The 26085-nt window shown below is 37.7% G+C and carries 22 protein-coding genes; 10 read left to right on the top strand and 12 right to left on the bottom strand.

Going from position 1 to position 26085, the window contains the following annotated elements; translation table 11 throughout:
- Positions 1-506: 506 nt before the first annotated feature.
- The 5 genes from pcnB (at position 507) to panD (ending at position 4628) form a co-directional block, all read left to right on the top strand.
- Positions 507-1850: a polynucleotide adenylyltransferase PcnB gene (gene pcnB, locus M1F14_RS08720; RefSeq protein ID WP_206074972.1), complete on the top strand. Its 1344-nt coding sequence runs from the start codon at positions 507-509 to the stop codon at positions 1848-1850.
- A gap of 20 nt (positions 1851-1870) precedes the next feature.
- The gene (gene folK / locus M1F14_RS08715; RefSeq protein ID WP_042848194.1) at positions 1871-2362 is read left to right on the top strand and encodes a 2-amino-4-hydroxy-6-hydroxymethyldihydropteridine diphosphokinase; all 492 of its coding nucleotides are present in this window, start codon (positions 1871-1873) and stop codon (positions 2360-2362) included.
- Positions 2363-2420: 58 nt separating this feature from the next.
- Positions 2421-3212, top strand: a complete 792-nt coding sequence (gene panB, locus M1F14_RS08710) for a 3-methyl-2-oxobutanoate hydroxymethyltransferase (protein WP_042848196.1) — start codon at positions 2421-2423, stop codon at positions 3210-3212.
- Positions 3213-3243: 31 nt separating this feature from the next.
- Positions 3244-4107, top strand: a complete 864-nt coding sequence (gene panC, locus M1F14_RS08705) for a pantoate--beta-alanine ligase (RefSeq protein ID WP_181468703.1) — start codon at positions 3244-3246, stop codon at positions 4105-4107.
- A gap of 140 nt (positions 4108-4247) precedes the next feature.
- On the top strand, positions 4248-4628 hold the full coding sequence (gene panD / locus M1F14_RS08700) for an aspartate 1-decarboxylase (protein ID WP_042848200.1): 381 nt from the start codon (positions 4248-4250) through the stop codon (positions 4626-4628).
- A gap of 57 nt (positions 4629-4685) precedes the next feature.
- Here the strand turns inward: panD and M1F14_RS08695 are convergent, their stop codons facing one another.
- From M1F14_RS08695 to M1F14_RS08660, 8 genes are all read right to left on the bottom strand, one after another.
- The gene (locus M1F14_RS08695; protein ID WP_042848202.1) at positions 4686-5225 is read right to left on the bottom strand and encodes a fimbrial protein; all 540 of its coding nucleotides are present in this window, start codon (positions 5223-5225) and stop codon (positions 4686-4688) included.
- A 9-nt stretch (positions 5226-5234) separates the two neighbouring features.
- Positions 5235-5780, bottom strand: coding sequence for a fimbrial protein (locus tag M1F14_RS08690; RefSeq protein WP_042848204.1), 546 nt, complete (start codon positions 5778-5780; stop codon positions 5235-5237).
- A gap of 16 nt (positions 5781-5796) precedes the next feature.
- Positions 5797-6819 (bottom strand): fimbrial protein, encoded by a 1023-nt coding sequence (locus M1F14_RS08685; protein ID WP_042848207.1) that lies wholly within the window; start codon positions 6817-6819, stop codon positions 5797-5799.
- Positions 6820-6834: 15 nt separating this feature from the next.
- Positions 6835-9309, bottom strand: coding sequence for a fimbria/pilus outer membrane usher protein (locus M1F14_RS08680; RefSeq protein ID WP_226619096.1), 2475 nt, complete (start codon positions 9307-9309; stop codon positions 6835-6837).
- 129 nt (positions 9310-9438) lie between these two features.
- A complete protein-coding gene (locus M1F14_RS08675; protein ID WP_042848213.1) occupies positions 9439-10116 on the bottom strand; it encodes a molecular chaperone in 678 nt (225 codons plus the stop codon).
- Between the two features lie 49 nt (positions 10117-10165).
- Positions 10166-10711, bottom strand: coding sequence for a fimbrial protein (locus tag M1F14_RS08670; protein WP_042848214.1), 546 nt, complete (start codon positions 10709-10711; stop codon positions 10166-10168).
- A gap of 710 nt (positions 10712-11421) precedes the next feature.
- Entirely contained in the window at positions 11422-12192 is a 771-nt protein-coding gene (locus M1F14_RS08665; protein ID WP_042848215.1) for an ABC transporter permease, read from the bottom strand.
- Positions 12189-13130 carry an ABC transporter ATP-binding protein gene (locus M1F14_RS08660; protein ID WP_042848216.1) on the bottom strand — a complete coding sequence of 314 codons (942 nt, stop codon included), beginning with the start codon at positions 13128-13130 and terminating at the stop codon, positions 12189-12191. The genes M1F14_RS08665 and M1F14_RS08660 overlap by 4 nt, the downstream gene beginning before the upstream one ends.
- Positions 13131-13387: 257 nt before the next feature.
- Between M1F14_RS08660 and can the strand changes: the two genes are divergently transcribed.
- Both can and M1F14_RS08650 read left to right on the top strand, forming a co-directional pair.
- On the top strand, positions 13388-14041 hold the full coding sequence (gene can / locus M1F14_RS08655; RefSeq protein WP_042848217.1) for a carbonate dehydratase: 654 nt from the start codon (positions 13388-13390) through the stop codon (positions 14039-14041).
- A 426-nt stretch (positions 14042-14467) separates the two neighbouring features.
- Positions 14468-18652, top strand: a complete 4185-nt coding sequence (locus M1F14_RS08650) for a filamentous hemagglutinin N-terminal domain-containing protein (RefSeq protein WP_181468704.1) — start codon at positions 14468-14470, stop codon at positions 18650-18652.
- Between the two features lie 79 nt (positions 18653-18731).
- On the opposite strand, the gene hpt is transcribed toward M1F14_RS08650, so the two are convergent.
- Together hpt and cueO are read right to left on the bottom strand one after the other, a co-directional pair.
- Positions 18732-19268: a hypoxanthine phosphoribosyltransferase gene (hpt, locus tag M1F14_RS08645; RefSeq protein WP_042848219.1), complete on the bottom strand. Its 537-nt coding sequence runs from the start codon at positions 19266-19268 to the stop codon at positions 18732-18734.
- A 127-nt stretch (positions 19269-19395) separates the two neighbouring features.
- Entirely contained in the window at positions 19396-21057 is a 1662-nt protein-coding gene (gene cueO, locus M1F14_RS08640) for a multicopper oxidase CueO (protein ID WP_181468705.1), read from the bottom strand.
- A 240-nt stretch (positions 21058-21297) separates the two neighbouring features.
- Here cueO and M1F14_RS08635 point away from each other — a divergent pair, with 240 nt between their 5' ends.
- A complete protein-coding gene (locus M1F14_RS08635; RefSeq protein ID WP_042848221.1) occupies positions 21298-21645 on the top strand; it encodes a YacC family pilotin-like protein in 348 nt (115 codons plus the stop codon).
- A gap of 104 nt (positions 21646-21749) precedes the next feature.
- Here M1F14_RS08635 and M1F14_RS08630 read toward each other — a convergent pair whose 3' ends face one another.
- Together M1F14_RS08630 and M1F14_RS08625 are read right to left on the bottom strand one after the other, a co-directional pair.
- A complete protein-coding gene (locus M1F14_RS08630; RefSeq protein ID WP_042848222.1) occupies positions 21750-22790 on the bottom strand; it encodes an AbrB family transcriptional regulator in 1041 nt (346 codons plus the stop codon).
- A gap of 185 nt (positions 22791-22975) precedes the next feature.
- Entirely contained in the window at positions 22976-23602 is a 627-nt protein-coding gene (locus M1F14_RS08625; RefSeq protein WP_042848223.1) for a TetR/AcrR family transcriptional regulator, read from the bottom strand.
- A 380-nt stretch (positions 23603-23982) separates the two neighbouring features.
- On the opposite strand from M1F14_RS08625, the gene M1F14_RS08620 reads away from it, so the two are divergent.
- Entirely contained in the window at positions 23983-25203 is a 1221-nt protein-coding gene (locus M1F14_RS08620; protein ID WP_042848224.1) for a Tm-1-like ATP-binding domain-containing protein, read from the top strand.
- 12 nt (positions 25204-25215) lie between these two features.
- A complete protein-coding gene (locus tag M1F14_RS08615) occupies positions 25216-26043 on the top strand; it encodes a phosphoenolpyruvate hydrolase family protein (protein ID WP_042848226.1) in 828 nt (275 codons plus the stop codon).
- The last annotated feature ends 42 nt before the right edge of the window (positions 26044-26085 follow it).

Genomic DNA, 26085 nt, shown 5'->3' with positions numbered 1-26085 from the left:
GCCATTTTTTTGGCCAATGATTAAAAAAAACAAATAACCTAACGCCCTAAAATAGCTTAAAATAAGGCATTGCAGGTCATATCTTACGAAAGCAAAAATAAATTATGCTATTTTTTGAGTTAATTTTATTGGTAAAATTAATGATTAGACATGACTTTTATGCGTTTAACCATTCTCAAAGAAACTTCTGTGAGCTATGATTAGCCGCTTATTTTGTTTAATGAATATTGGTAATCACATCGAGGTGTACTATTTTTAACCGTGTAGCAAATTTCTGCCGTAATATTTTATCTCGCAATACAAATGCATCAGATGAAGATGCATCACAGCATCGTGACATTTTACGAGATACTCAGGCAGCCGGTAAAAGGCCAGTCACTCATTCTGCTGATGCGCAAACTGCATCAAAAGAACAGAACACTAAGCAAACTCATAAAACAGCGCCTATTAAAAAAACGGTTCGTCAATCTCAACGTGCCGACCCTACGCCTGAGAAACACACCATAATGACAACCGTTAACGACGAAAACATTACTGTTATTCCCCGTGCGGAGCACTCTATTTCCCGTAGTGATATTAGTGATAATGCTCTAAAAGTCCTCTATCGATTAAATAAAAGTGGCTTTGAAGCCTATTTAGTCGGCGGAGGGGTTCGCGATTTACTTTTAGGTCAAAAACCTAAAGACTTCGATATCACCACCAATGCAACACCGGAACAAATTCGTAAGCTATTTCGTAATTGTCGCCTAGTCGGCCGCCGATTCCGTTTGGCTCATATCATGTTCGGTCCTGAAATTATTGAGGTGGCAACGTTCCGGGGGAATCATGACCAAAATGCTTCAGAAGATAAAAACCTGTCTTCTCAAGCACAAAACGGCATGTTGCTGCGTGATAATATCTTCGGCTCTATTGAAGAAGATGCGATTCGTCGTGACTTCACAGTGAATAGTCTCTATTACAATATTGATGATTTCTCCGTACGTGACTACGTTAATGGGTTAAAAGACTTAAAGGATGGGGTTATTCGCTTAATTGGCGACCCTGAAACCCGTTACCGTGAAGACCCAGTTAGGATGCTAAGAGCGGTACGCTTCGCATGCAAACTCAATATGAGTATCGAGCCAAAAACCGCAGATCCTATTTATTCACTCGCTCATTTATTAAAAGAGATACCATCGGCAAGGCTGTTTGAAGAATCACTTAAGTTGCTACAAGCTGGGCAAGGTTATACCACTTATATGATGCTCAAAAAATATGGTTTATTTGAGCAGCTATTCCCTGTTGTTGCCAGCCGTTTCACTGAAAACGGTGACTCACCAATGGAAAAAATCATTGAGCAAGTCCTGAAAAATACCGATTTCAGGCTTAAAAATGATAAACGCGTTAACCCTGCTTTTTTATTTGCGGTTATGTTATGGTACCCCGTAACCGAGCATGCTGAAAAGCTTACTCAGGAGGGTGGATTGGCTTATTATGATGCCTTTGCGCTGGCCATGAATGACATTTTAGACGAACAATGTCGGTCGATTGCAATACCGAAACGTATCACAACCACAATGCGTGATATTTGGTTATTACAACTTCGATTACCTCGTCGTCAAGGCCGCCGTGCAAATAAACTAATGGAGCACCCTAAATTCCGTGCTGCGTTTGATTTATTAGAACTAAGAGCCAATGTCGAAAACCGGAATGAACTACAAGAATTAACATTGTGGTGGGCGGATTTCCAACAAGCTAATAATAGCAAGCAGCGTGAGATGATTTCCGAATTAGGCAATATGCCAACGCGTCGGCGTCACCGCCCACAACGCTCATCAAACGCTGGGGCTCGCAAGCCTAATAAGTCATAGTAATACATAGAGAGAGTACCATGGAACAAGTCTATATTGCTGTAGGAAGTAACCTTGGTAAGCCACTACAACAGGCTCAGCAAGCTATTGCAGCATTAGATGCGATCCCTAACAGTCGTGTCGTTTCAATCTCTTCTATTTATCGAACTAAGCCTTTAGGGCCACAGGATCAGCCAGATTTTCTCAATCTGGCTGTATTACTAGAAACAGATCTCGAGCCCGAAGAGCTACTTGATCACACACAAAAAATCGAATTAGATCTTGGACGAGTGCGTAAAGAAGAACGTTGGGGTCCTCGCACTCTTGACCTTGATATCATGCTTTTTGGTAACCGAGTTATCCATACCCCCCGGTTAACCATTCCACATTACGGGCTAAAAGAGCGGGAATTTATGTTGTATCCGCTCAGTGAAATTGCCCCCACCCTAGTTTTTCCTGATGGCGAAACGCTTTTGGAAAGACTCACACAAGTTCCTCGCAATGGCCTGACGCTTTGGGACATTACCCCTTAAAGTGTGCAACCTCTTATGAGGTATGGTCGCAAGGAGATCATTTCCGGAGGTTATTATAATGAAACCAATTTCTCTGGCTGATTTATGTCAGTTTAAACAAGACAAACGCAAGTTCGCAACCATGACAGCCTATGATGCTAGTTTTGCTCAATTATTTTATGAGCAAGGAATTCAAGTCATGCTCGTTGGCGACTCACTTGGCATGACTATTCAGGGCGAGTCTTCCACGTTACCCGTTACCGTTGAACAAATTGCTTATCACACACGTTGTGTTCGTAAAGGGGCTCCAAACGCCTTTATCATCGCTGATATGCCTTTTATGAGCTACGCCACACCAGAACAAGCTTGTGCAAATGCCGCTATTTTAATGCAAGCAGGCGCCAATATGGTAAAAATTGAAGGCGGCAGTTGGTTGTGTGACACCGTAAAAATGCTATGTGAACGCTCTGTTCCTGTTTGTGGCCATCTTGGTTTAACACCGCAAGCCGTCAATATACTCGGGGGCTATAAAGTCCAAGGGCGTGATGAAGTGACTGCTAATCAAGTCTTGAAAGATGCAATCGCCCTCGAAAATGCAGGAATGCAATTATTAGTACTTGAATGTGTTCCTACTTCATTAGCGAGTCATATCACTGAAGAATTGCTGCTCCCCGTTATTGGTATTGGCGCAGGAAATGAAACTGATGGTCAGATTCTCGTTATGCATGATGCACTTGGTATTACAGCCCGCCCACCAAAATTCGCTAAAAACTTTTTAGCGCAAGCGGGTAATATCAATGATGCTATCCGCATGTATATTCAAGAAGTGGAAGATGGGATTTACCCAAGTGAAGCTCACTCCTTTTCCTAATTGACTACAAAAAACCATAAGGAACACACGTATGCTTATCGTTGAAACGGCACTTATACTACGCCGTGAAATCCGTCGCTGGAAACAAGAAGGCAAACGTATTGCACTTGTGCCAACAATGGGCAATTTGCATGATGGTCACTTAACACTCATTGACCAAGCTAAACAGCAAGCTGATATTGTTATTGCCAGTATCTTTGTTAACCCAATGCAATTTGATAGGCAGTCTGATTTAGCAAATTACCCGCGAACGTTGCAAGAAGACTGTGAGAAATTAAAACGTCTTGGTATCAATTTAGTTTTTGCACCTTCTCCTCTCGAATTTTACCCTGACGGGAAGGAAAAGCAGACATATGTTGAAGTCCCTGAACTATCAACGATACTAGAAGGCGCAAGTCGTCCGGGGCATTTCCGTGGTGTCGCAACTGTTATTACTAAGCTGTTCAACTTAGTACAACCTGATATTGCGCTGTTTGGTAAAAAAGATTATCAGCAATTACAATTGATTCGTAAATTAGTTAATGATTTATCATTCGATACCCAAATCATCAGTATTCCAACAGTTAGAGCAAAAAATGGGCTAGCCTTAAGTTCTCGCAATAATAATTTATCTGCTGAAGAGCAAAAAATAGCCCCCCAGCTTTATCAAATTATGTTACAAGCCGGGCAAAAATTAGCAGAAACCCCTAGCATTGCAAATGACCTTGTCAATGAAATGGAAGAGTCTTTACGCCAAGCTGGTTTTACACCAGATGAGCTATTTATTCGTGATGCAGAAACCTTGTTACCCCTTAGTGGGTCGAGTAAACGAGCCGTCATCCTGATGGCAGCATGGTTAGGGCAGACTCGACTAATTGACAATTTGCAAGTTGACCTTCCCGTCGATATTGCATAGAAACAAAGTACTTATAACAATAAAACAACACACTGCAATTACAGAGTTTACAGCTAGGCGTTCAATAAACAAATCTCTAGGAGCCTAAGACTAGGGAGGGAAAACGCCAACAACGCTGTGGGCCGAATGAGGAAGAAAAAATGTTAAGAAGAATGTTGCAAGGAAAACTACACCGCGTCACTGTTACTCAGGCTGACTTACACTACGAGGGCTCCTGTGCTATCGATCAAGACTTTATGGATGCAGCCGGTATCCTTGAATACGAAGCGATTGATATTTATAACGTTGATAACGGGGAACGCTTTTCAACTTACGCGATTTCAGGTGAACGAGGTTCGAAGATTATCTCTGTGAATGGCGCGGCTGCACGTCGTGCCGCTGTTGGGGATAAACTTATTATTTGTTCTTATGTACAAATTGAAGATGAAGATGCTCGCCTTCATAAGCCTAAAGTCGCTTACTTTGATGAAAATAACGTTATGAGTCGTGTGGCAAAAGCGGTCCCCGTACAAGTGGCTTAACATAAGACTAAAGCGTCATCATATTAATGGCGCTTTAGTTTATTCAATATCTATTATTTATTGGTAAGTCACGTCTATATCCATCGAAGCATTCGCGATACCAGGAGTAACTACACTATCTGTTTGTACATAATACGATCTAAGTATAAGTGTTCTTTTTCCTTCAACGCCACTATATGATGCCAATATACTGCTATAAAATCCTATGGTTACACTGCTAGTTCCGAAATCCAATTCCGTCTTTATTCCGACCCCTTTAGCACTTCCAGGCAAAGGACTCAACATTAGTAATTCACGATCTCTACTAGAATTATTTCCCCGAAAATTAAAGTAAATGGTAGCATCTTTATCGCAGTTAAAATCAATCCGCCAATCTACCTTTTTAGATTTCGTATTGATACCAGAACCAAAACCACTCCAACCAATTATGTTGTCACCAAGATTAACATTGAATGTTTTCGCAGATTGAACTGAACACGTGTTTGCAGATACTCGCCCTGTAATATTAAAAATAGCATCATAACTCATAGATTTTGTAGAAAAAAAGAGCAGTGCTATTGCAAAAACATAAGTCGCATATCTAATATTTTGATTCATTGCTTTTCCTTAGTTATTTCGCACAACAAATGTAATAGAGGCATTTGCATCTCCTCCTGTTGCGCTGTCTGCTAGTTGCTTATAACGTGCGCGCAATTGAACCGTATTCATTCCTGATGTTGTTCCCGCAAAACTAATTAATGTGCTCACTTCATTCGCATTTTTTTCTTCCCAACGCTTATTCTCTGGTGAATAAGCTTCAATTTGAATGGCCATTCCGCTTGCTGAACCAGCTGATTTATCTAACTCAAATAGTTTATTATCTAACTCGGCTGGCGTACCTTCTAATACACCGACCACTTGCCGCTTGTCCGGTGAACAATTAAACGCCAAATCAAATTCCACCCAATCAGTGACTGAATCGCGAGCAAAGTTACGCCCATTTCCCTCTAAAAACCAAGTCCCTAAATCAATATTCTGTGCTGCAGAGAACACGGTACACGACTTAGCTTTGATTGAGCCGCTAAAATTCACCTTGATATATTCGTCCGCGACAAGAACATTCATATAGGTTAAAGAAAATAAAAAAACGAGCAAATTAATTATATAATTCATTGATAATTTACCTTTTCTATTTATACACAAGGGTAACCGTGACCTGTGCATTACCATTAGTCGCTTTCACTTCATTAGACGTTTTGACGTACTTGAATTCAAATGTCTTTGTAATAATCGGGCTTAGACTCGTTTTATCTAGCAGAGAATATACATAACTATTAGATAATGAGCGATCTCCCCCCAACCTCAACGGAGATGACTTCCCAGATTCATATACACGTACAGCAAATCCTGGGTTCTCATTGTTATTTTCCAAATAAATGATATCTGTATTGATGTTACTGGGGTGCAAATTATCTGCGATCGTATAGGCAACAGACATTATTTTTGGACAATTAATCGTGATCGACTGCTGAGCATGACCAAAAGTATCACCTATATTAAGTGAACGAACTTTAGCAATATCGTGAACTCCAAGATCAACAGATTGACGAACAGATGAAATAGAGCAAGTACGCTGTGCCCATGAAATTAAAGTTGATGCAGGTAATATTTCGCCAACTGATGATATCCAATTCATATCACCAGTGCATTGCACTTTAATTGTGCTAAAATGTGTAGCAACTTTTTCTGACCCTTCAATATCCCCTTGAACCGTTTTGATATACATCATCCGCGTTTCAAGTTGTAGTGCCGATGAGCCATCAACTGCATTAATTTCGCTATTACTTCCCGTTAATGGATACCATTGACTCGTTCCTTTTTGCCTTACACCAACCACATAACCAACACCATCAATCCCAGTACTAAAAACAGGGTAACTACCTGAACCATCATTAATAGTCATTCCGGTCGGCTGACTATTAGCTTGTAACATAAATTTAAAATTTCCCGCATTTTCTGCAACACATAATTCATGGTTAGCGCTAGGTTCAAATTGCTTCCATCCATTACCGAGTATAGATTCACGGGGAAGTTTATGTGCCGCTGAATCAATTTCTAAATCCCCTAAATTGACACGAAATTGCCCAATACTGCATGCACTAAATGAAAACAATGTAATACCAATCGAAGTAATAATCTGTTTTATATTCATATTAAAAACCTATTCTCAGTGGCAATTAACAGGCAATATAGGTAAATGCTGTTTTAATTGTTCCGCGGTTAATTGGTATTCTGCAATGCATTGTTCTTGTAAACTTTTACCCCATTTTATCTGTAATTGCCCTTGTTCCGGCATTCCACTGAGATAAACATCACCATTATCGCCCACAATACCTGTACTTATATTTTGATCATCACTTTGAGAGAATTGTGCCATTGCACCAAAAGGCACAGGTTTGCCATTATGCGTTACAGTAAATAATAGTCTGTAACCCACATGCGTTTGATAACTTGCCAGAATCGCTGCACCTTTCGTTGGTACGACACTCACGGTATTCGTTTTTAATTCAACATTATCTGGTAATGAATCTATGTTGAGCGTAATTTCATTTTTCGTATAAGGGTTTAAATAAGGAATAATTGCATAACCACGAGAGTCCGTTGAAATATTTGCTCGGTTTGAAACTTGTACATTTTTCGCCCCAGGAGCACGGACAATAGCAAAAGTATCATTGATTGGCTGAGACAATGTGATTCCATGTGGATGAGCGACAACGGCCCCCGTTAGACCATAGTTCGCTCGTTGTGAATATTTATCATATCCATAAGCCGCATTTGCAACCCCATAGCTTCCCCGATAAGATGCTGATGCATTTCCGCTCGCACGTGTTTCTTTATTCCCATAGGATTGTTGAATAGCATAATTAAAATTATTACTCTCACCTAAAGTACCACTTATCCCCATCATTGCATCCGTATTACCACTGTTATCAGCTGTAACGCTGCTGTTTATCGATGTGTAGTTGCCTGATGAATCATTCAAAGGAATAGTCATTGAAAAAGAAAAATAGTTATCCGCTTTACGTTGATAAGCACTATCAGTATAACTGTAGCTAAAATTGTAAGTGATCCCGCCAATATTATTATTATAACCTGCATTCAATGAGCGTTCTTTACCTGAACGGTTCCAATAATCTTGCTGATAACTCGAAAAATAGACATTACCGAATTCATTTAGTGATTGGTTAAGCGAAACCTGAAAACGATTTTTTTTATTATTACGATAGATTTTAGGCTGATTGCTATTTGCTTCACTAAATGTATAAAACCCTTCAGTTGAATAACGATAGTTTGCTAACGTTACTGAAGTACCTGTAGACGTGACATTTTTAGAATATTGAAAACGATATGACTGCCCGCTATCAGTATTGTCTTTCCCTAATAAGTTTTGGCTATTAGCTTGTGTTATATCTGCCGATAATGCCCCAAAACTTCCTAAGTTAATCCCCATTCCTGCCGCATAAGACTGGTAGTTTTTGGATAATAAAGTCCCTGCATACCCCGTAATACTTTTGGGTAATCCATAAATAAATGTACTTTGCAAAAAGTTTGGCTCAACCTCACCTGAAGTATTAGACTTATATTTCCCTCCAGTTAGTGAATATTTGAGCTGTCCTTCACGTTGCATTATGGCAATTGATGAAAAAGGAACTACAAATGAACGTTCAGAACCATCTGCTTCTTTAATCAAAACAGTCAAATCACCGCTGGTTCCTGTTGGGTATAAATCATCAATTTCAAATGCTCCGGGCGAAACATAAGATTGGTAAATAACATAGTTATTTTGTTTAACTGTAACTTCTGCATTACTTTGTGCTATACCACGAATAACGGGTGCAAATCCCCTCATTGAACTAGGTAGCATAGATTCATCACTTCGTAACTGTACGCCTCGAAATTGAAATCCTTCAAATATTTCACTTGGTGTAGCAGTATCACCTATTGTTAATTGTGATTTTAAATAATTAATTCCTCTTTCTAAACTGGTTTCAATGTTCTCCCACTCACGCTTCCCATTATTATCTGTATAGGTTGAGTAGTTTTTTAAACGCCACGGACCTAGGTTTCCAGTACTTCGCAAATTAAAGTAATGAGAATTGGAGTCTTTAGACTTATTGCGGCTCCAATTATTTGAACCACTATAATAATAATTTAAGACCAAAGCGGGAACACCGTTTTCCCACTGACTTGTTGGCACAGTACCTAATGCTTGCTTGTCCATCGCAATTTGAGGGATCGAAATATTTAACTTTTGTTGATTCAATTCCAATATAGATTTTGCATCAGGTATATATTCGCTGATAGGAACAATTTCTTGTTTTTCAGGAAGAGCTTTTAACGCAGGAATTGCATCAACTTTAACACCCCAAAGTGCTAATTCTTCTTTCGTTAATAGGGGAATTAGCTGATTTGACGACTTATCCTTAATGAACTCAACGACCTTCGATTCCATTAAAATACCATTTACAATTACATCAACATGGTATTCCCCTGCAAGCTGGCCACCCGGATTAGCAAATTGATTTAAATTCGGTAAATCTGCAATATTTTGACCATCAACCACACTTAATGAGCTTGGGCTAAAATAGTCATCAGCAAATGCATAATTAACATTCATACCAGTGAAAATAATTGCAGCCACTGCCTGACATACTTTCTTTAACCGAAAATACATTACCCAATTATGCGAACAGGTTATAGCATTAGCACAACAAATTGATAAGAGTTGTTTTCTTGGAATACAACGCATAATGTATATTCTTCCAACGAATTATTTTAATGTCTGAGTTTTTGTTTTTGTTATCGTTCCATGATCATTAACAGCACTCCAAGTCACCTGATTTGCTTGGATTTCTGAAATATTCCAAGTTGCTTCTCCCATTGGAGGCACCATGCCAGGATCAGTAATTTTTTTATTGCCAATTTTTAGTTCACCAAATGACACATAATAAGGTGTTGGGTTTTTAGATTTTAAGCTATTTCCTTTCTTTTCAAAGGTGAGCTTTTCATAGGCAGTAAATGCATCTGCTGTTGGTAAATCCACTGGGCGATAAATTAACTTAATTTTATTATTAATTGAGATAGTTAAATTATTTGTTGCATTAGGGTCAGACGGCGGTATTGATTTAACATTTAACCAATAAATAGACTCTTTATCTGATGGTAATTTAGGATCCGTTAATACAATTCGAATTGCATTTACTGATTCAGGCTCAATACGAAAAAGAGGCGGTGTTACTGTAAATGGTATTTTCTGTTTTTCACTATCATCAAAACTATTCACCCACGACTGAACAAGAAAAGGGATTTTTTCATCGTTCCGAACTGATATAGAGGCTTCTTTTTTATTACCTTCATAAATGACGCGCGTACCACCTAAAACCACACTAGCATTTACGTTAACTGCTGTCATACATAGAAGTACTAGCAAAATAAGAGATTTTTTCAAAATTTTCCCCTATCAAAAAGAGGGAACAATCGTTCCCTAATTAAGTTAATTATTGGTTGTATTGAATAGTTACTGTGACATCAGCATTCGCTTTACCTGCTGTAACTTCATTCGCAGTTGTAACGTAGCGTGCGTAATAGGTTTTCTCACCGCCATTACTCGTTAAATCAATACCATCAGCTTCAGTGTCTGGAGTATAAAAATTTGTTCCATTTACATCACCAGAAATACCAATACCAACACCTGTTGCTTCACTAACCGCATATAGTTTGTTGTCATCAGCATGTGCCGTCCCACCGAAAGTAACTCGTGCCCGAGTTAATGTTGCAGGGCAGCCACTTAAGCCTATTGTTAAAGGAACAGCTTCTGTTAATTCACCGATTTTATCAAAGGTATTTGTCATCCAAGTACCCAGTTGCACAGTACCTTCATTTTTATTTGTATTATTAACTTCAATAGTGCAAGTTGTATCAATAAATTGCCCTTTAAAATTTATCGTACCTCTAGCATTACCACTATCAACCGCTGCATGTGCCATGCCCGATAATGACACAATAATAATTGATGTCATTAATACAGATTTTTTTAAAATCATATAAACCTCTTATATACCAGTAAATAATTATTAATTATGTACAAGACTAGTAGTTAAATTACTTTTAAATACTTAATACCCCATATATTTAATTCACAAAAAGTATATTAGCTTTTTTAGATAAAATCCATATTAAGAGTAAACTCGCAAATTTAATTTAAGGAAAGAATTAAATCCATAATTAAACTTATTGACAATGATCATTTAGAGAAATATATCAAAAAATAAAGAAAAACCATTTGTTAACGATAACAAAACAAGCTAATTAAGTTAAAATATAATTATAACCAGCTATAACAACTACTTTGTCTACTTATAATAAGCACGAGTTAATAATATAAATACTTTAATTGTATTTTGAGTCTTTAACTCTAAATTTTAATTACATCAGAGATAAATAACTATATATTTTGAAGGGGGTGTTATAAATAACCGTTTATTTATTGAAAAAAGCTATAGATTTAGTTCGGAATATTCCGAATGAGATGTTATAAACCTTGCAGTTTCCCAATAAAACTATTTCATATGTAAATAATCGCTAAATTTATTCCAAAATTTATACTACCAAACTTAATCTCTAATAAACTAAGTATTTTTACCAGTTAATTTAATTTTAAATCACCTGCGTATTTATACTTAAAAACTGACCATATCTAATTAATTAAATAACAAATTTAGATATGGCCTTAAGAAAAATAAAATATGCTAAGTTAGCTGCGTAACCCTCTACCTTGCTCAATTAAATACCAAGTCAGCAAATAGAAAACAACCAAGAAAATCATAAGCACCCCAAGGGTAATTCCGATAGAAACATCAGCAATACCTAAGAAACCGTATCTAAAACCACTAATCATATAAACGATGGGATTCAGCTTGGATACTGCTTGCCAAAATGGCGGTAGTAATGACAATGAATAAAAAACACCCCCCAAATAAGTTAGTGGTGTTAATACAAAGGTAGGAACAATGCTAATATCATCAAATGTCTTGGCAAAAATAGCATTCAATAACCCAGCTAATGAAAACACAATTGCAGTTAATAGAAGTGTCACTATGACCATAACCCATGAGTGAACCTGTAATGGAATAAAAAATAGTGATACTAAAGTAACCAAGAAGCCAACTAAAATCCCTCTTGCAACCCCCCCACCAACAAAACCAGCAATAATAATATGGGTTGGAACTGGAGCAACAAGTAATTCCTCAATGTTTTTCTGAAATTTAGACCCAAAAAATGAAGAACATACATTTGAGTATGAGTTCGTGATCACTGCCATCATTATCAGACCTGGTACTATAAATTGCATATAGTCCACGCCCCCCATATCACCAATTCTAGAACCTATCAGGTTACCAAAAATGACAAAATACAATGACATTGTAATAACTGGTGGTAACAAGGTTTGTACCCATATACGACCAAATCGAGTAACTTCTTTTATCCAAATGGTTTTCAATGCAACCCAATATAATGAGATCATGACACTATCCCCTTTTCAGTCACATTATTTTCTTTTTTAACCAAGTTCACAAATAACTCTTCTAAACGGTTAGCTTTATTACGCATACTTAAAATCTGAATACCTTGCTCACTAAGTTGACTAAAAACACTGTTCAGCCCTTGTTCCCTTTTGACATCAACTTCAAGAGTTGATGTATCAATTAAACGGGACTCATACCCCAATAACTGAGGGATAGGACTTTTGGGTACTAAATCGAAAATGAAAGTTTCTGATTCCAGTTGGCTTAACAATTGTTTCATACTGGTATTTTCAACTAATTCGCCATGTTGAATAATACCAATATTACGGCACAACATTTCAGCTTCTTCCAAATAATGTGTCGTTAAAATAATGGTTGTCCCTTGCGCATTTAAACTTTTTAAAAATGTCCACATTGAGCGGCGTAATTCGATATCAACTCCAGCGGTTGGTTCATCCAAAATTAACAGTTTCGGTTGGTGCATTAATGCTCTAGCAATCATTAAACGGCGTTTCATACCCCCAGACAAATTACGCGCACGCTCGTTACGCTTCTCCCATAAATCAAGCTGCGACAAATATTGCTCGGCACGTTGTACAGCCACGGGCCGAGCTACGCCATAGTAACCCGCTTGGTTAAGCACTATTTGTAATACTGTTTCAAATGGGTTGAAATTAAATTCCTGAGGGACTAAACCAAGTTGCTGCTTAGCTTGAACAACTTGTTTTTCTAAATCGTAGCCAAAAACTTTTACAGAACCACTAGTTTTATTAACTAATGAACTGATGATGCCAATTGTTGTAGATTTACCCGCGCCATTTGGCCCTAACAAAGCATAAAAGTCTCCATCTTCAACGCTTAGGTCTATTCCTCTTAGGGCTCTCACTCCACCAGGGTAGGTTTTGGTTAACTGTGATAACTCAAGTGCATATGTCATATGTAAAAAAAACCTTTATTCTTAAGACGGTTTACAGGCAATATAATCTTATGATGCCACTTTTTTCTGTTCTATGTTATGCAGAAAAGAGATAATTGATTTATTTAAAATAATTCAATGAGTTAGTAATTAATGGTTGTCTTGTCTAAAAGAGAGGTTCATCATAAGGATACTGTAATTAGTATAACTAATTATTATTTAATCAATAAATGTTGTATAAGATTTTATCGCAAAGTAACACAACTAGGCTATAAGTCATGATGAGAAAAATCGAAGAGCTGTTTGCTAACAATGAAGCATGGTCAGCATCAGTAAAAGAACAAGATCCTGAATTCTTCAAAGAATTATCAAAAGCGCAAAAGCCGAGATTCTTATGGATAGGCTGCTCAGACAGTCGAGTACCTGCAGAAAAATTAATTAACGCAGCCCCTGGTGATCTATTTGTTCACCGTAACGTCGCTAACTTGGTTATACACACAGACCTCAATTGCTTGTCAGTTATACAGTATGCGGTTGATGTGCTTCAAGTCGAACATATTATTATCTGCGGTCACTACGGCTGTGGTGGGATTGAAGCTGCTGTTGATAACACCGAGCTCGGTTTAATTAATAACTGGTTGCTGCATATACGTGATATTTGGTATCGCCACAGCTCAATGTTAGGTGAACTCAAACCATGCGAGCGCCTTAACCGCTTATGCGAACTAAACGTAGTTGAACAAGTTTATAATTTAGGCCATTCAACAATTATGCAATCAGCTTGGAAGCGTGGACAAAATGTTATGATCCACGGTTGGGTTTACGGGATTAATAATGGTCGTTTACAAGATTTACATATCACTGCAGACAGCAGAGAAAAACTTGAACTCTGTTATAGAGAAGCTATTGCAACATTAACTCAAAAAAAATAATTTAAATTCAAAGCTCTCATATGAGGGCTTTTTTATTTAATCCAAAATTAGAGTAATATAAAAATAAAATAAAATAGAGATTCATTAAAGGTAATAAATAACAAAACAAAATATATATATTCAATGAAACTTAACATTAACTCCAAATAAGAAAAATTATGTAAGTATAGACATTTAAGTATTAACACATAATTATCCTGCCGCAGAGTAAACCTTATTCATTGATACTAAAGGACTTAGTAAAAAAAACTACATTTTAATCCATATTTAGTTTATTAATGGTATTTAATTTTATCAAATAAAAAACAAAGTCAGTTAAACACTTTTAAATATACTTATTTTTTAATTCTATCATAATTTACTGGCTATAATGGAATATTATTAGTTTATAAATATCAATCTCCAATTATATTTAGGGATATTTCTATGAGTTTGCCTATTAAAAGTGGGTCATCAACCCCCACGTTAAAACTAAAACCAATCGTTTTATGCGTTTCAGCAATTTTAGGAGTTACCTCTATTGCTCACGCAGAAATAATCAATACTAACGGTGCTGGTGTCATGAATCAAAACAATGGTCCTACCATTGTTCATATTAACAAACCTAGTGATAAAGGTGTTTCTCACAATATATACAGTAAGTTCGATGTTGATAAAAACGGCGCTATTCTAAATAACAGTAAAGATAATGTTAATACACAATTAGGCGGTTTAATTAACGGGAACCTTAATCTATCAGGTGGTGAAGCAAAAGTTATCCTAAATGAGGTTAACTCTAATAATGCAACTACCCTGAATGGTATGGTTGAAGTTGCGGGTAAGAAAGCTCAAGTTATTGTCGCTAACCCATCAGGTATTACTTGTAACTCATGTGGTTTTATTAATACTGAAAGTACAACATTGACGACTGGTAAGCCTTTGGTTTCAAATGGTGAACTCCTTGGCTATAATGTTGCCAAAGGGCAAATCATTGTCAATAATAGTTTAAATTCAGACTCACCAACAGAGCTTATTTCTCGTTCTGCGCTCATCAATGGGCGGTTAAAAGCTGAAGAAATTAAAGTGGTTACCGGCAATAATTTTGTTGATGCGAATGGAACTGCAGTAACGTCTGTTGCGGGTACAGGAAGTCGTCCATCTGTCGGTATTGATGTCTCTGCGTTAGGTGGTATGTATGCGGATAAAATTACCTTAATTACCACAGAAGGTGGAGTGGGTGTAAAAAACCAAGGAACTATCTTAGCCGGAGATCAAGGGCTATCCGTTAACACGGCAGGTGGGTTGACTAACTATAAGAGAATTGAATCTTCTGGTAATATTAATATCAATGCTGACACCTTGGATAACAGTGAAGCTGCTATTACTGCCAAACAAGATCTTAATATAATCGCTAGAAAACCTGGTGAAATTGATACGACTTTTAATAATCAGGGAGGCCGCCTTACTTCAACCTCTGGTGATATCAATTTAACATCCCATAGCCTGATATCAAATACCAGGGGTGGCATAATTAATGCTAAAAATAATGTTGGCATTAAGTCCAATGTTATTCAGAATGGTGGTGATTTAATTAAAACTGAAACAGGCGATATTAATGTCGATACTAGAGACACTCTTTATCAATGGCGTGATACTTCAAGATCTGAAGATAGAATTATTGCAGGCAGAGATGTCAATATTAATGCTGGCCGTATTTATAACGAAAATGCAAAAATTAAAGCAGGTAGAGATGTCAATATAACTGTAGGTTATAGTGAAATTACTAACTCATCCATTACTGCCAATCGTAAACTAGCACTTAATGCTTATACACTAAAAAATAAAGCATCATCAATTACTGCGAAGAATGCTAAATTAGATTTAATCGTTTCAGATGAAATTAGTAATGATGCAAACTCAATTATTAGTAGTGGAAGAGGATTAAATATTACCGCTAATAAGCTTACCAATAAAGGAAAAATAGTTTCTGCGACAAATACAGCTAGCACCACACCAACCTATATATCCAATATTAAGGTCAATAATATTCAGAATAACGGTGGGCATATCTCAGGTGACCAGCTAAATATTGAGTCAAACACCATTGATAATGGACTGGGTTTTATTAATGCAAACAAACTCAATGTTGATGCTAACTCACTAAGCAACAGTGGCGGATATATTCGTTCATATAATGATATAACGCTTAATGTTAATCAGTTATATAACACATACTCGAATAATTTCAATCAAGTTGCATACAAATTTGGATTAGCTAATAACGTTGGTGGGATTGAAACTTTAGATGGCGGTATCACTGTCAATGGTGATATAATATCCAGCGACTATGGTTTCTTTAAAAGCGAAATAAGAGAAAGAGCTGCTAGCAAAGGTGGAATAGAGTTTAATTTAACAGGAAACTTTGATAATAGAAGAGGTGAACTAAACAGCGATAGAGATATCGTTATTAATGCCAAAGAGATATATAACTATGATGCTAAAATAAATTCAGGTGCAAAAATAAAACTGAAAGGCTCTGATGGAATCTATCACCGCTATAGTGAGCTTAATTCTAAAGATGTAACAGAGTTATACACTCCTTATTTTTCATCTACTGATTACAATCAAACTTATAGTCTAGATGGTACAGGTATCATTTATAATACTAATGGCCCTAATATTATTCACATTAAAAAACCAACTGATAAAGGTATTTCACATAATACTTTTGACAGCTTCAATGTGAGTGAAAAGGGTGTTATTTTCAATAACAGTAGTTCAACGACTAACACTCAATTAGCAGGAAGCATCTTCGGTAATAGTAACTTAACTGCTGGTAATGAAGCTAAAGTTATTTTAAATGAAGTAGTTTCTAACAAAACTAGTGTTATAAATGGGATGATGGAAGTTGCAGGCAAAACAGCGCAAGTGATTGTAGCTAATGCTTCCGGTATTACCTGTAATAGCTGTGGGTTTATTAATGCATCACGTGGTGCCTTTGTAGCAGGCACCCCTCTTATGGCTGGTGATAACTTAATTGGATATAACGTCAATAAAGGCAAAATCACAGTTAATAACCACCTAACATCCAATAATACTATTGACCTTATTTCCTCTGCTGTATTGGTTAAGGGTAAGGTCGAAGCCAATGAGCTAAATATATCAGCAGGCGCGAGTCTGTTTGACCCAAATGGTAAGACACTTTCTAGCTTGTCGGAAGCTTCTTATGATCCAAATTTCAATGGTATCACTGTTGACTCTAAAGGCAGCTTAAATGCCAACAAAATAAACCTGAATGTTAATGTTAAACACAATTATTTAAAGAATAAAGGGTTAATCAATGCTGGAAACGGTGGGTTAACTGTGGATTCTTATTCGATAAATAATACAGGAACCATAAAAAGTAAAGGGGATATTAATATAACTGGCACCCCAGATGTCAACTACCTTCATGGAACTGAAATGGCGCTTCTGAATGATAAAGGAACCATTATTTCAACTGATGGAAGCATCACTATTACCGCTATTACTGGTTACATAGCTAATATGTATGATGGCTTAATCAGTGCAAAGAAAAACGTCAACCTGAATCTTCACTCCACCTCCACCATTAACAATACAGGCGGTTTAGTTTTAGCTGAACAAGGCGATATTAATGTTAAGAACGGTCTTGTTTATAATAGGCAAAATAGCAATAGTAAATACGGAAAAAATAGGCTGATCGCAGGCCGAGATATCAATATTACTGATGCTCGGATAATAAATGAACATTCAGCTATAACAGCTGGGAGGGACTTTAGCTTTACGGGCACTGAATTAGAGAATCGTTCTAGTGCCATTAATGCTAATCGTCGTGTGAATATTGACGGTACTTACCTATCAAACAAAGAATCGGTAATTAAAGCGGAAACGGGTCGAATGGACATCACCGCCAGCAGAGAAATCATCAACGATACTGTATCGACTATTAGTAGCGACAAATTGATGAATATCACATCACCGAAGCTAACCAATGTTAAGAGTAGTACTATTGTTTCTAACAATGGTAAGTCCACATTCAACATTGGTAATTTGGTAAACAATTTAAGCTATATTAAAGGTTTTGATCTTAACTTTATCTCTAAGTATCTAGATAATAGTAGTGGATTAATTAAAGCTGACAATAATATAGTGATGAATGCTGAATACGTTAGCAATACCAATGCTGCCGACTTTAAAAGAGGTACCTTCCACCTTGGCTTATCATCATCTCAAAAAGGCGGAATTATCGCTAATGATGGTAGCATTAATATCAAAGGTTATCAGCTGAATAATAAGTCAGGGATTATTCAGACAAATGCTATCTTCCCCGCAGCAGGGCAAGCTGACATTGATATTACAATGGGCAACGAAATCATTAATAACTATGCTCAAATTAATAGTGCAGGAAATCTAAATGCGAGTGCGAACGAGATTTCTAACTATGACGGTATTATGAGTGCAGGTCTTGATTTAACGGCTAAAGCAGACTATTCTATTTCTAATTATTATGGAAAAATCAGTTCAGGAGATATCACTACACTGATTACGCCTTACCTTGATAATAAGAATGGAAAGATTACTGGTTATCCTGTAATTATCGAGAATAACTAAAAATAATTCATTGAAATTTCAATGAGAATAAACAAAAGGACAGCATTGCTGTCCTTTTTAGTTATTCGTTGTTTATACCTTAATCTTCAAGTAAGGTTACATGACCAATATAAGGTAAATGACGGTACTGTTGAGCGTAATCGATACCATAACCAACCACAAATTTGTCTTCAATTGAATAGCCAATCCACTCGACAGGGACATCCACTTCTCGACGTGAAGGCTTATCAAGTAATGTACAAATTGCGACTGATTTAGGGCCACGTAATTCGAAAATCTCACGGACTTTATTTAAGGTATTGCCTGAATCGATAATATCTTCCACGATCAAGACATGTTTGTCACGAATATCTTCATCCAAATCTTTGACAATTTTCACATCACGACTCGATGTCATTGCATTGCCATAACTTGAAACAGTCATAAAATCGACTTCATGGGGAACATTAATTTTACGGCACAAATCAGCCATAAAAATAAAGGAACCTTTTAGCAGACCAACAAGGACTAACTCACCATCAACTTGTTGATAATGAGTGCTAATTTTATCTGCTAATTCACTGATTCGTTGTGCAATCTCTTCTTCAGAGATCATGACTTCAAGGGTATGTTTCATCTTCAATTACGCATCTATGGAAATGGAAAGCGCGTAATTTTAGCATAGGCAGAACCTAGATACTAATAAAGGAAAATGCAGTACTAAAATTTAGTACTGCATTTTGTCCTAAAAATTAGGATATCGCTTAACTTACAGTAAAGCCCATCATCATGCCGGTGTCTTCATGCTCAAGTAGATGACAGTGAGCCATAAAAGGATGCTGCTGTGTTGCAGGGTGATTAAATTCCACCAAAATTTCACTCACTTGCCCTTCAACTTTAACGATGTCTTTCCAACCTTGCCGGTGTGGCGCTACCGCTTGGCCATTTTCTTTCAAAATACGAAAACGCGTTCCATGCACATGGAATGGGTGTAACATCATGTCACCACGCCCTGAAACAACCCAAATCTCTTGCTTACCTATTGGGGCATTAAATGCAGGATGCGTCATTGAGAAAACTTGTCCATTAATAGTATTTGCATTGTGAATGTCTAAATCACCTGAATTAGTTCCACAATGGCCTCCATTTCCCATCCCACCACGTTTATTTCCTTGTCCCATGTTCCCATGGTTCATTTCTCCATTATTCATCATCGCCCCATGACCCATATTTCCCATCATAGCGCCATGACCCATATTTCCCATCATAGCGCCATGTCCGCCCATATTGCCCATCGCTTGCGGACCATATTTTTCACGTAACATCATCATACCTTGCATATCCAAACGCATATCCATCATTAAATGGAACCGGCGGCGATTTAAACCAGCAAGAGAAGGGATAGCCGGTATTGCAGCAAGCGTTGAAGGCAGTTTTCCTTCACTCGGTGTTAATGTTGTTTCGATACGTAAAACAGGTAATGGCTGGTCAAAAGGTGCGATAGTCATACCCATTTGCCCAACAGGTAAGGTCACAAGATCAAAAGCGCGACCATCTGAAGCATCAATAAGTACTTCGAAGCGTTCGCCCATTAAAATAGGTAATTCAGTTAGAGCAACTGGCTCAGCGAGTAAACCGCCATCACTGGCAACAACATACATTTTACGCCCATCACTGGTCGAAATATTTAAGCTACGAGCATTACAGCCATTCAGTAATCTCAAGCGTAGCCAGCCTTTAGGTGCCACATGTTTTGGATAAACAGCCCCGTTAGTTAGCATCATATCGCCAAACCAACCCACCGCAGCACTCATCACATCGAGTTGATAATCAATCTGACCATCATCTTTTAAACGTTTATCTTGTAAAATAACAGGAATATCATCCACTCCCCAAGAACTTGGCAGCCCCTGCTTGGTGCTATCATCGTCTTTAATTATCACTAAGCCCGCTAACCCCATCGCCACTTGGTGGCCTGTTTTTCCATGAGTATGAGGATGGAACCAGCAAGTTGCTTCGCTTTGATTAACCGTAAAATTGACTTTACGGCTTGCTCCTGGTTGGATAATCGCTTGCGGACCACCATCTTGTTCACCTGAGATTTCTAAACCATGCCAATGAACAGTGGTTTCTTCCGGTAGCTGGTTAATAATATTCACATTCACACTTTGCCCGTTTTTCAAACTAACCGCAGGCCCCAGTAAATTTCCGTTATAGCCCCATGTTGTCGTTTTCTTTCCAGGGACAAATTGAGAAACACCTTGCTGAATTGCTAACTGAATATTTCCCTGCTCATCAGGCTCTAGTAATGGCGGAATAGCAAGAGTTGGGTAATTTTCGGCTGCGACCGCGATGCGGCTCCAAATAGGCAGCGCACTTGCAGCGTATGTGATAGCACTTAACTTAAGAAAATCGCGACGTAGCATTGATAACCTTCCTTTTGTTTATCAAATAAATAATCATTATCAGAGTAATTTATGGCAAATTACCCTTTCTATGCAAAACATGGTTTAATAAAGGAATGATAAAGCCTCCCCTTACAGGAAGGTCAATAAATCCACTCTATAATTGTGGGTTTATTACATGGATTTAAGAAAAATATAGTTGACTAACAATTCTATTCTTATGCTAACGTAACTTGACATAGAAAACAGATAGAATAACGAATGCGCAAATTTATATTGATGTCATGCCTGATGACTCTGTTAGGGATAACCAATTCTTCCAGAGCACTTTCTAACAATGAAGCTGAAGATCTCGCTGATCTGACGGCTGTTTTCATTTATCTAAAATATGACTGTGGGTACTCCCAAATCCCTGACAGGGAAATCGAACGGGCTATTGTTTACTTCGCTAAAAGTAATAAATGGGATCTGAGCAATTATAATTCTGAAAAAATGACCGTTCTCAATAAAGAAAGTTATAAAGACTTAAAAGGAATACCACTGACAACCGAGTTTAAATGCCAATCACTTGCTCGGGATTCCCTCGGCCTTTTTGCTTACGTTAAATAACCCTAAAATGAATTAATACAGGTTGTTTAAAACCAAGTATAACAAAAGAAAGAAAACACACCCGTACCTTTTCTGTCTGTTTTCTTTCTTTTTACCACGCTACATTAACCTTGCCTTTTAGCCTTTTTTTCCTGCCAAAATAAAGCAATCGATGGAATACTTTGGATAATAACCATTCTGATAATATGGTTTGACATAACAAAGCCAGCATCAAGGTTCATCGTAATCGCAGCAAAGGTCATTGCTTCCATACTACCTGGAGCCCAAGCCAGTAAGAGTACAGAAATATCATAACCCGTTACCCAAGAGGCAAATACAGTAATCAGGAAAGTTAATGCGATATTAATGATAACCACTTGTGCAGAGGAGTAAATATTTTTAATCAATGAGGAAAGTGGGAAAACAATAAAATGATTACCAATGTTCATCCCAATTAATACCATACTCAGTTCAGTTAACATCAATGGGAAACTTAATGGGATATCTAGAAAACTTTGAATCAACGTTGCTGCAGCTAATGACGTTAGCATAAAAGGGGCTGGAACCCTTAAACGCTGCAAAATAAGCCCTGCCCCCAAACCAACCGCTATAATCACCAATAACCATAGCGTTGAGGTTAAAGTTAGTACTGGTAATTCTATGATAGGTTGCGGATCACCATCACTACCTACAACAATCCCTGCTAATAGAATCAGGATAATTAAGCGAATTGTATGTGAAATAACAATTTTTTGTGGTGGCGTATGGGTATGGTCAGTTAAGGCTAAAATAGCGGCCATTGCCCCAGGCACTGAGCCAAGCATTGCTTCTTGTTTCGTCCAACCAACTTTTCGATAAAACCAAAAAAAACTAAATGAAAATTGTACCGCTAAACATACAACTAACATTAATAATAAAAGAAATAAATTATCTGCCTCATTAAGGGAAACCTGATTAAACATCAAGCCAACAGAAGTCCCTAAGGTAACTTGAACGAAAGTAATCGTATGCTTAGGTACAGCAAAAGAAACACCAAAACGATGAAAAATAATAACAGCGATAATCGGCCCAAACATAAGTGCAAGTGGGATACCTAGGTAAGTAAGCCCACCGCCGATCAATGAACAGATGGCAATCCCACCTATCATTTTCAATAACTTCATCATATGGCATTAACCGTTCAGATTATTTATAGCCTTAGTTTATATCATATTAACGATGCCATATGGGGCTAGTATCGATTTAATTATCACCATAGTAATTATTCACTACTAATTGATTATTTATCAGACTTTGATTTTATCTTTTTGACTTCAGTCGATAAAAACCAGTTAAGTCCGTTAACGAATATTTACTTATTCGCATTATCTGCAACGGCTTGGTTCATGATCGCTTTTGCCATCCACTGCGCTAATTCGGTGACTTGGGAATCTTCCATTTTCCAAATATCTTTCAACACTAAAAATATTTCAGAGCCGTAAATAACAGAAAAAGCACGGATCACTTTATCAATAATTTCTTGCGGAAATTCTGATTTCATTGGTGACGTCACCATCGTTAGGATATCTTTACGGTTACCTCTTTCCAGCCGTTTGTCTTTTATACTGAGTGGGGTAGACCGACCTTGAGCCCATTGTTGTAATGATGCTTGTAACGCCGCTCGCAATACTCCTTCATGTTCAAACATTCGAGGAAAAGCATATGTTAATAGCTCATCAATGCGCTCTTCCGTTTTTACGCTTTGTGGGCGCCAAGTTAAAATAGGCCCTAAACTCTCATTAACTACTGCGGTAATTAAATCAGTTTGTGTTGGAAAGTATCGATATGCAGTTGCACGAGAAACTCCTGCTTCTAAAGCGAGTTCCGAAACAGAAGGCATAGCTCCCTTTTCAAATAAATCTAAAGCCGTAGTGACCAATAGTACATAGGTACGTTTTCGAGTGCCCTTATATTGTAGTTCTGAATTAATCTTCGGCATTATTTACCCTTAAAATACTGTTTCTTACCACAAGTTTAGTCAATGTCACTAATAAAGCACAACAACAAGCAAGTAACCATCTCTATTAAAAAGATGAATTTACGCTGTCACCTCGAGCTTTTCCCTGCTCTCCATAAAACAAATTATCATTCATGATAAATTATACTGTAACTTTGTATTACCAACCTAATCATTGATTCACCATCATAAAAAACAATTACTAATATTTATCAATAAGATATAGATACTAACAACTATTTACCTCTACAACAAACCTAAAAATGAGACGACAGTCTCATTTTACATTTATCCAAAATGATACTATAGTCTCATTGTGATGGGAAATTCAACGACCCGCTTCTATCTGAAAGGATTTTTCAATGAAAAAAAATCAGGGTTTTATCTATGTTGCAACAACACTTGATACCAAAAGCGCTGAAGTTTTTTATGTCAGTGAATTAATAAAAAGTGCCGGATTAGCTGTGCGTACTGTTGACCTGACAACACAAAAGACTCAATTAGAAAAAAATGCAGATGTCAGTGCAAGTACTGTAGCAAGTTTTCACCCTCTTGGTGCAAACGCCGTATTCTGTGGCGATAGAGGTAAAGCAATAGAAGCGATGGCACAAGCCTTTAGCTTATATCTTTCAGCCCAAACAGATGTAGCTGCAATTCTTGGTTTAGGCGGCTCAGGCGGTACTGCGCTAATCACACCAGCAATGCAAGTATTACCCGTTGGTATTCCTAAGCTCATGGTATCCACTATGGCCTCAGGAGATATTTCTGGCTATATCGGAGCCAGTGATATTTCTATGATGTACTCCGTAACAGATGTATCAGGATTAAATGTAATTTCCCGTAAGGTATTAAAAAATGCCGCGAACCAAATCGCTGGGGCTGTTTGGTTTGATCAAGACACCGAAGAAAACATTGATTTGAAACCAGCAATTGCCTTAACTATGTTTGGTGTCACCACCCCATGTGTTCAGCAATTAACCGCGCAATTAGAAGAACAATATGACTGCCTTGTATTCCATGCAACGGGCAGTGGCGGTAAAGCGATGGAAAAACTGATTGATAGTAAGCTACTTCATTCCGTATTAGATATCACGACGACTGAGGTTTGTGATTACCTTTTTGGCGGCGTGTTAGCCTGTGATGAAGATCGTTTTGGCGCTATCGAACGCACTCAGACACCTTGCGTTATGTCCTGTGGCGCTTTGGATATGGTCAATTTTGGCCGCCCTTCTACGGTTCCCGAACATTACCAAGACCGCTTATTTTATCATCATAATGCCCAAGTCACATTGATGAGAACAACAAAAGAAGAAAACCAACAGATGGGCCGCTGGATCGCCGAAAAATTAAATCGTTGTGAGGGAGAGATCCGTTTTATTGTTCCAACAGCAGGGTTTTCAGCATTAGATATCGATGGGGCTCCTTTCTGGGACCCAATTGCTGACCAAGCCTTTATTGATGCGCTCAATGAAAATTTAATTAAAACAGAAAAAAGACAGCTTATTTTGAGTCCTTATCACATTAACTCCCAAGAGTTTTGTGAGCAGGTTATTCAACTACACCAGGATATTTTGAACAAATAATAGAGGTTAATTATGAAACATAACCGCGCAGATTTATTAAAAAAATTCAGAGCAATGATTGCTCGTGGCGAACCAATTATCGGCGGTGGTGCTGGTACGGGTCTATCTGCTAAGTGTGAAGAGGCTGGCGGTATTGATTTAATTGTTATTTATAATTCAGGCCGTTACCGTATGGCGGGTCGTGGGTCACTCGCAGGCTTACTCGCTTACGGCAATGCCAATGAAATTGTCATGGATATGGCAAAAGAAGTATTACCAGTAGTTAAGCACACCCCTGTTCTTGCTGGTGTAAACGGTACTGACCCATTCTGCCAATTTGATAAGTTTTTAGATGACATCAAAACAACAGGCTTTGCGGGCGTACAAAACTTCCCAACAGTTGGCTTAATCGATGGTAATTTCCGTGCTAATTTGGAAGAAACGGGAATGGGTTATGACCTAGAGGTCGATATGATCCGTATGGCACATGAAAAAGACCTCCTGACAACGCCATACGTATTTAGCGCTGAAGATGCTGTAGCGATGACTGAAGCAGGCGCTGATATCATCGTGCCACACATGGGGCTAACAACAGGTGGTAATATTGGTGCAGAAACCGCACTGACACTGAAAGATTGTGTGCCACTAATCAATGAATGGGCTAAAGCCGCTAAAGCAGTACGTGATGATGTTATTGTGCTTTGTCACGGTGGCCCTATCGCAACACCTGAAGATGCCGAATATATTTTAGCAAACTGCCCTGACTGCCATGGTTTTTATGGCGCAAGTTCAATGGAACGTTTGCCTACCGAAGTCGCACTCACAAAGACTACACAGCAATTTAAAACAATAACACGTTAATTTTTATTATTTTTTTGTTTTGCCAACACCAGGCGCCTATTT

This window comes from Providencia sp. PROV003 (assembly GCF_045040775.1).
Classification (GTDB): domain Bacteria; phylum Pseudomonadota; class Gammaproteobacteria; order Enterobacterales; family Enterobacteriaceae; genus Providencia; species Providencia huashanensis.
Note: the sequence above shows the minus strand (reverse complement) of the source record. Positions and strands in the feature narration are given on the sequence as shown.

Excerpts from the sequence above, each read along its gene's own strand:
- M1F14_RS08685 (WP_042848207.1), bottom strand. The coding sequence starts at position 6,819 with ATGAATATAAAACAGATTATTACTTCGATTGGTATTACATTGTTTTCA.
- M1F14_RS08660 (WP_042848216.1), bottom strand. The coding sequence starts at position 13,130 with ATGACATATGCACTTGAGTTATCACAGTTAACCAAAACCTACCCTGGT.
- pcnB (WP_206074972.1), top strand. The coding sequence starts at position 507 with ATGACAACCGTTAACGACGAAAACATTACTGTTATTCCCCGTGCGGAG.
- panD (WP_042848200.1), top strand. The coding sequence starts at position 4,248 with ATGTTAAGAAGAATGTTGCAAGGAAAACTACACCGCGTCACTGTTACT.
- M1F14_RS08635 (WP_042848221.1), top strand. The coding sequence starts at position 21,298 with ATGCGCAAATTTATATTGATGTCATGCCTGATGACTCTGTTAGGGATA.
- cueO (WP_181468705.1), bottom strand. The coding sequence starts at position 21,057 with ATGCTACGTCGCGATTTTCTTAAGTTAAGTGCTATCACATACGCTGCA.
- M1F14_RS08615 (WP_042848226.1), top strand. The coding sequence starts at position 25,216 with ATGAAACATAACCGCGCAGATTTATTAAAAAAATTCAGAGCAATGATT.
- M1F14_RS08695 (WP_042848202.1), bottom strand. The coding sequence starts at position 5,225 with ATGAATCAAAATATTAGATATGCGACTTATGTTTTTGCAATAGCACTG.
- panB (WP_042848196.1), top strand. The coding sequence starts at position 2,421 with ATGAAACCAATTTCTCTGGCTGATTTATGTCAGTTTAAACAAGACAAA.
- panC (WP_181468703.1), top strand. The coding sequence starts at position 3,244 with ATGCTTATCGTTGAAACGGCACTTATACTACGCCGTGAAATCCGTCGC.
- M1F14_RS08650 (WP_181468704.1), top strand. The coding sequence starts at position 14,468 with ATGAGTTTGCCTATTAAAAGTGGGTCATCAACCCCCACGTTAAAACTA.
- M1F14_RS08625 (WP_042848223.1), bottom strand. The coding sequence starts at position 23,602 with ATGCCGAAGATTAATTCAGAACTACAATATAAGGGCACTCGAAAACGT.
- M1F14_RS08620 (WP_042848224.1), top strand. The coding sequence starts at position 23,983 with ATGAAAAAAAATCAGGGTTTTATCTATGTTGCAACAACACTTGATACC.
- hpt (WP_042848219.1), bottom strand. The coding sequence starts at position 19,268 with ATGAAACATACCCTTGAAGTCATGATCTCTGAAGAAGAGATTGCACAA.
- folK (WP_042848194.1), top strand. The coding sequence starts at position 1,871 with ATGGAACAAGTCTATATTGCTGTAGGAAGTAACCTTGGTAAGCCACTA.
- can (WP_042848217.1), top strand. The coding sequence starts at position 13,388 with ATGATGAGAAAAATCGAAGAGCTGTTTGCTAACAATGAAGCATGGTCA.
- M1F14_RS08665 (WP_042848215.1), bottom strand. The coding sequence starts at position 12,192 with ATGATCTCATTATATTGGGTTGCATTGAAAACCATTTGGATAAAAGAA.
- M1F14_RS08670 (WP_042848214.1), bottom strand. The coding sequence starts at position 10,711 with ATGATTTTAAAAAAATCTGTATTAATGACATCAATTATTATTGTGTCA.
- M1F14_RS08630 (WP_042848222.1), bottom strand. The coding sequence starts at position 22,790 with ATGATGAAGTTATTGAAAATGATAGGTGGGATTGCCATCTGTTCATTG.
- M1F14_RS08690 (WP_042848204.1), bottom strand. The coding sequence starts at position 5,780 with ATGAATTATATAATTAATTTGCTCGTTTTTTTATTTTCTTTAACCTAT.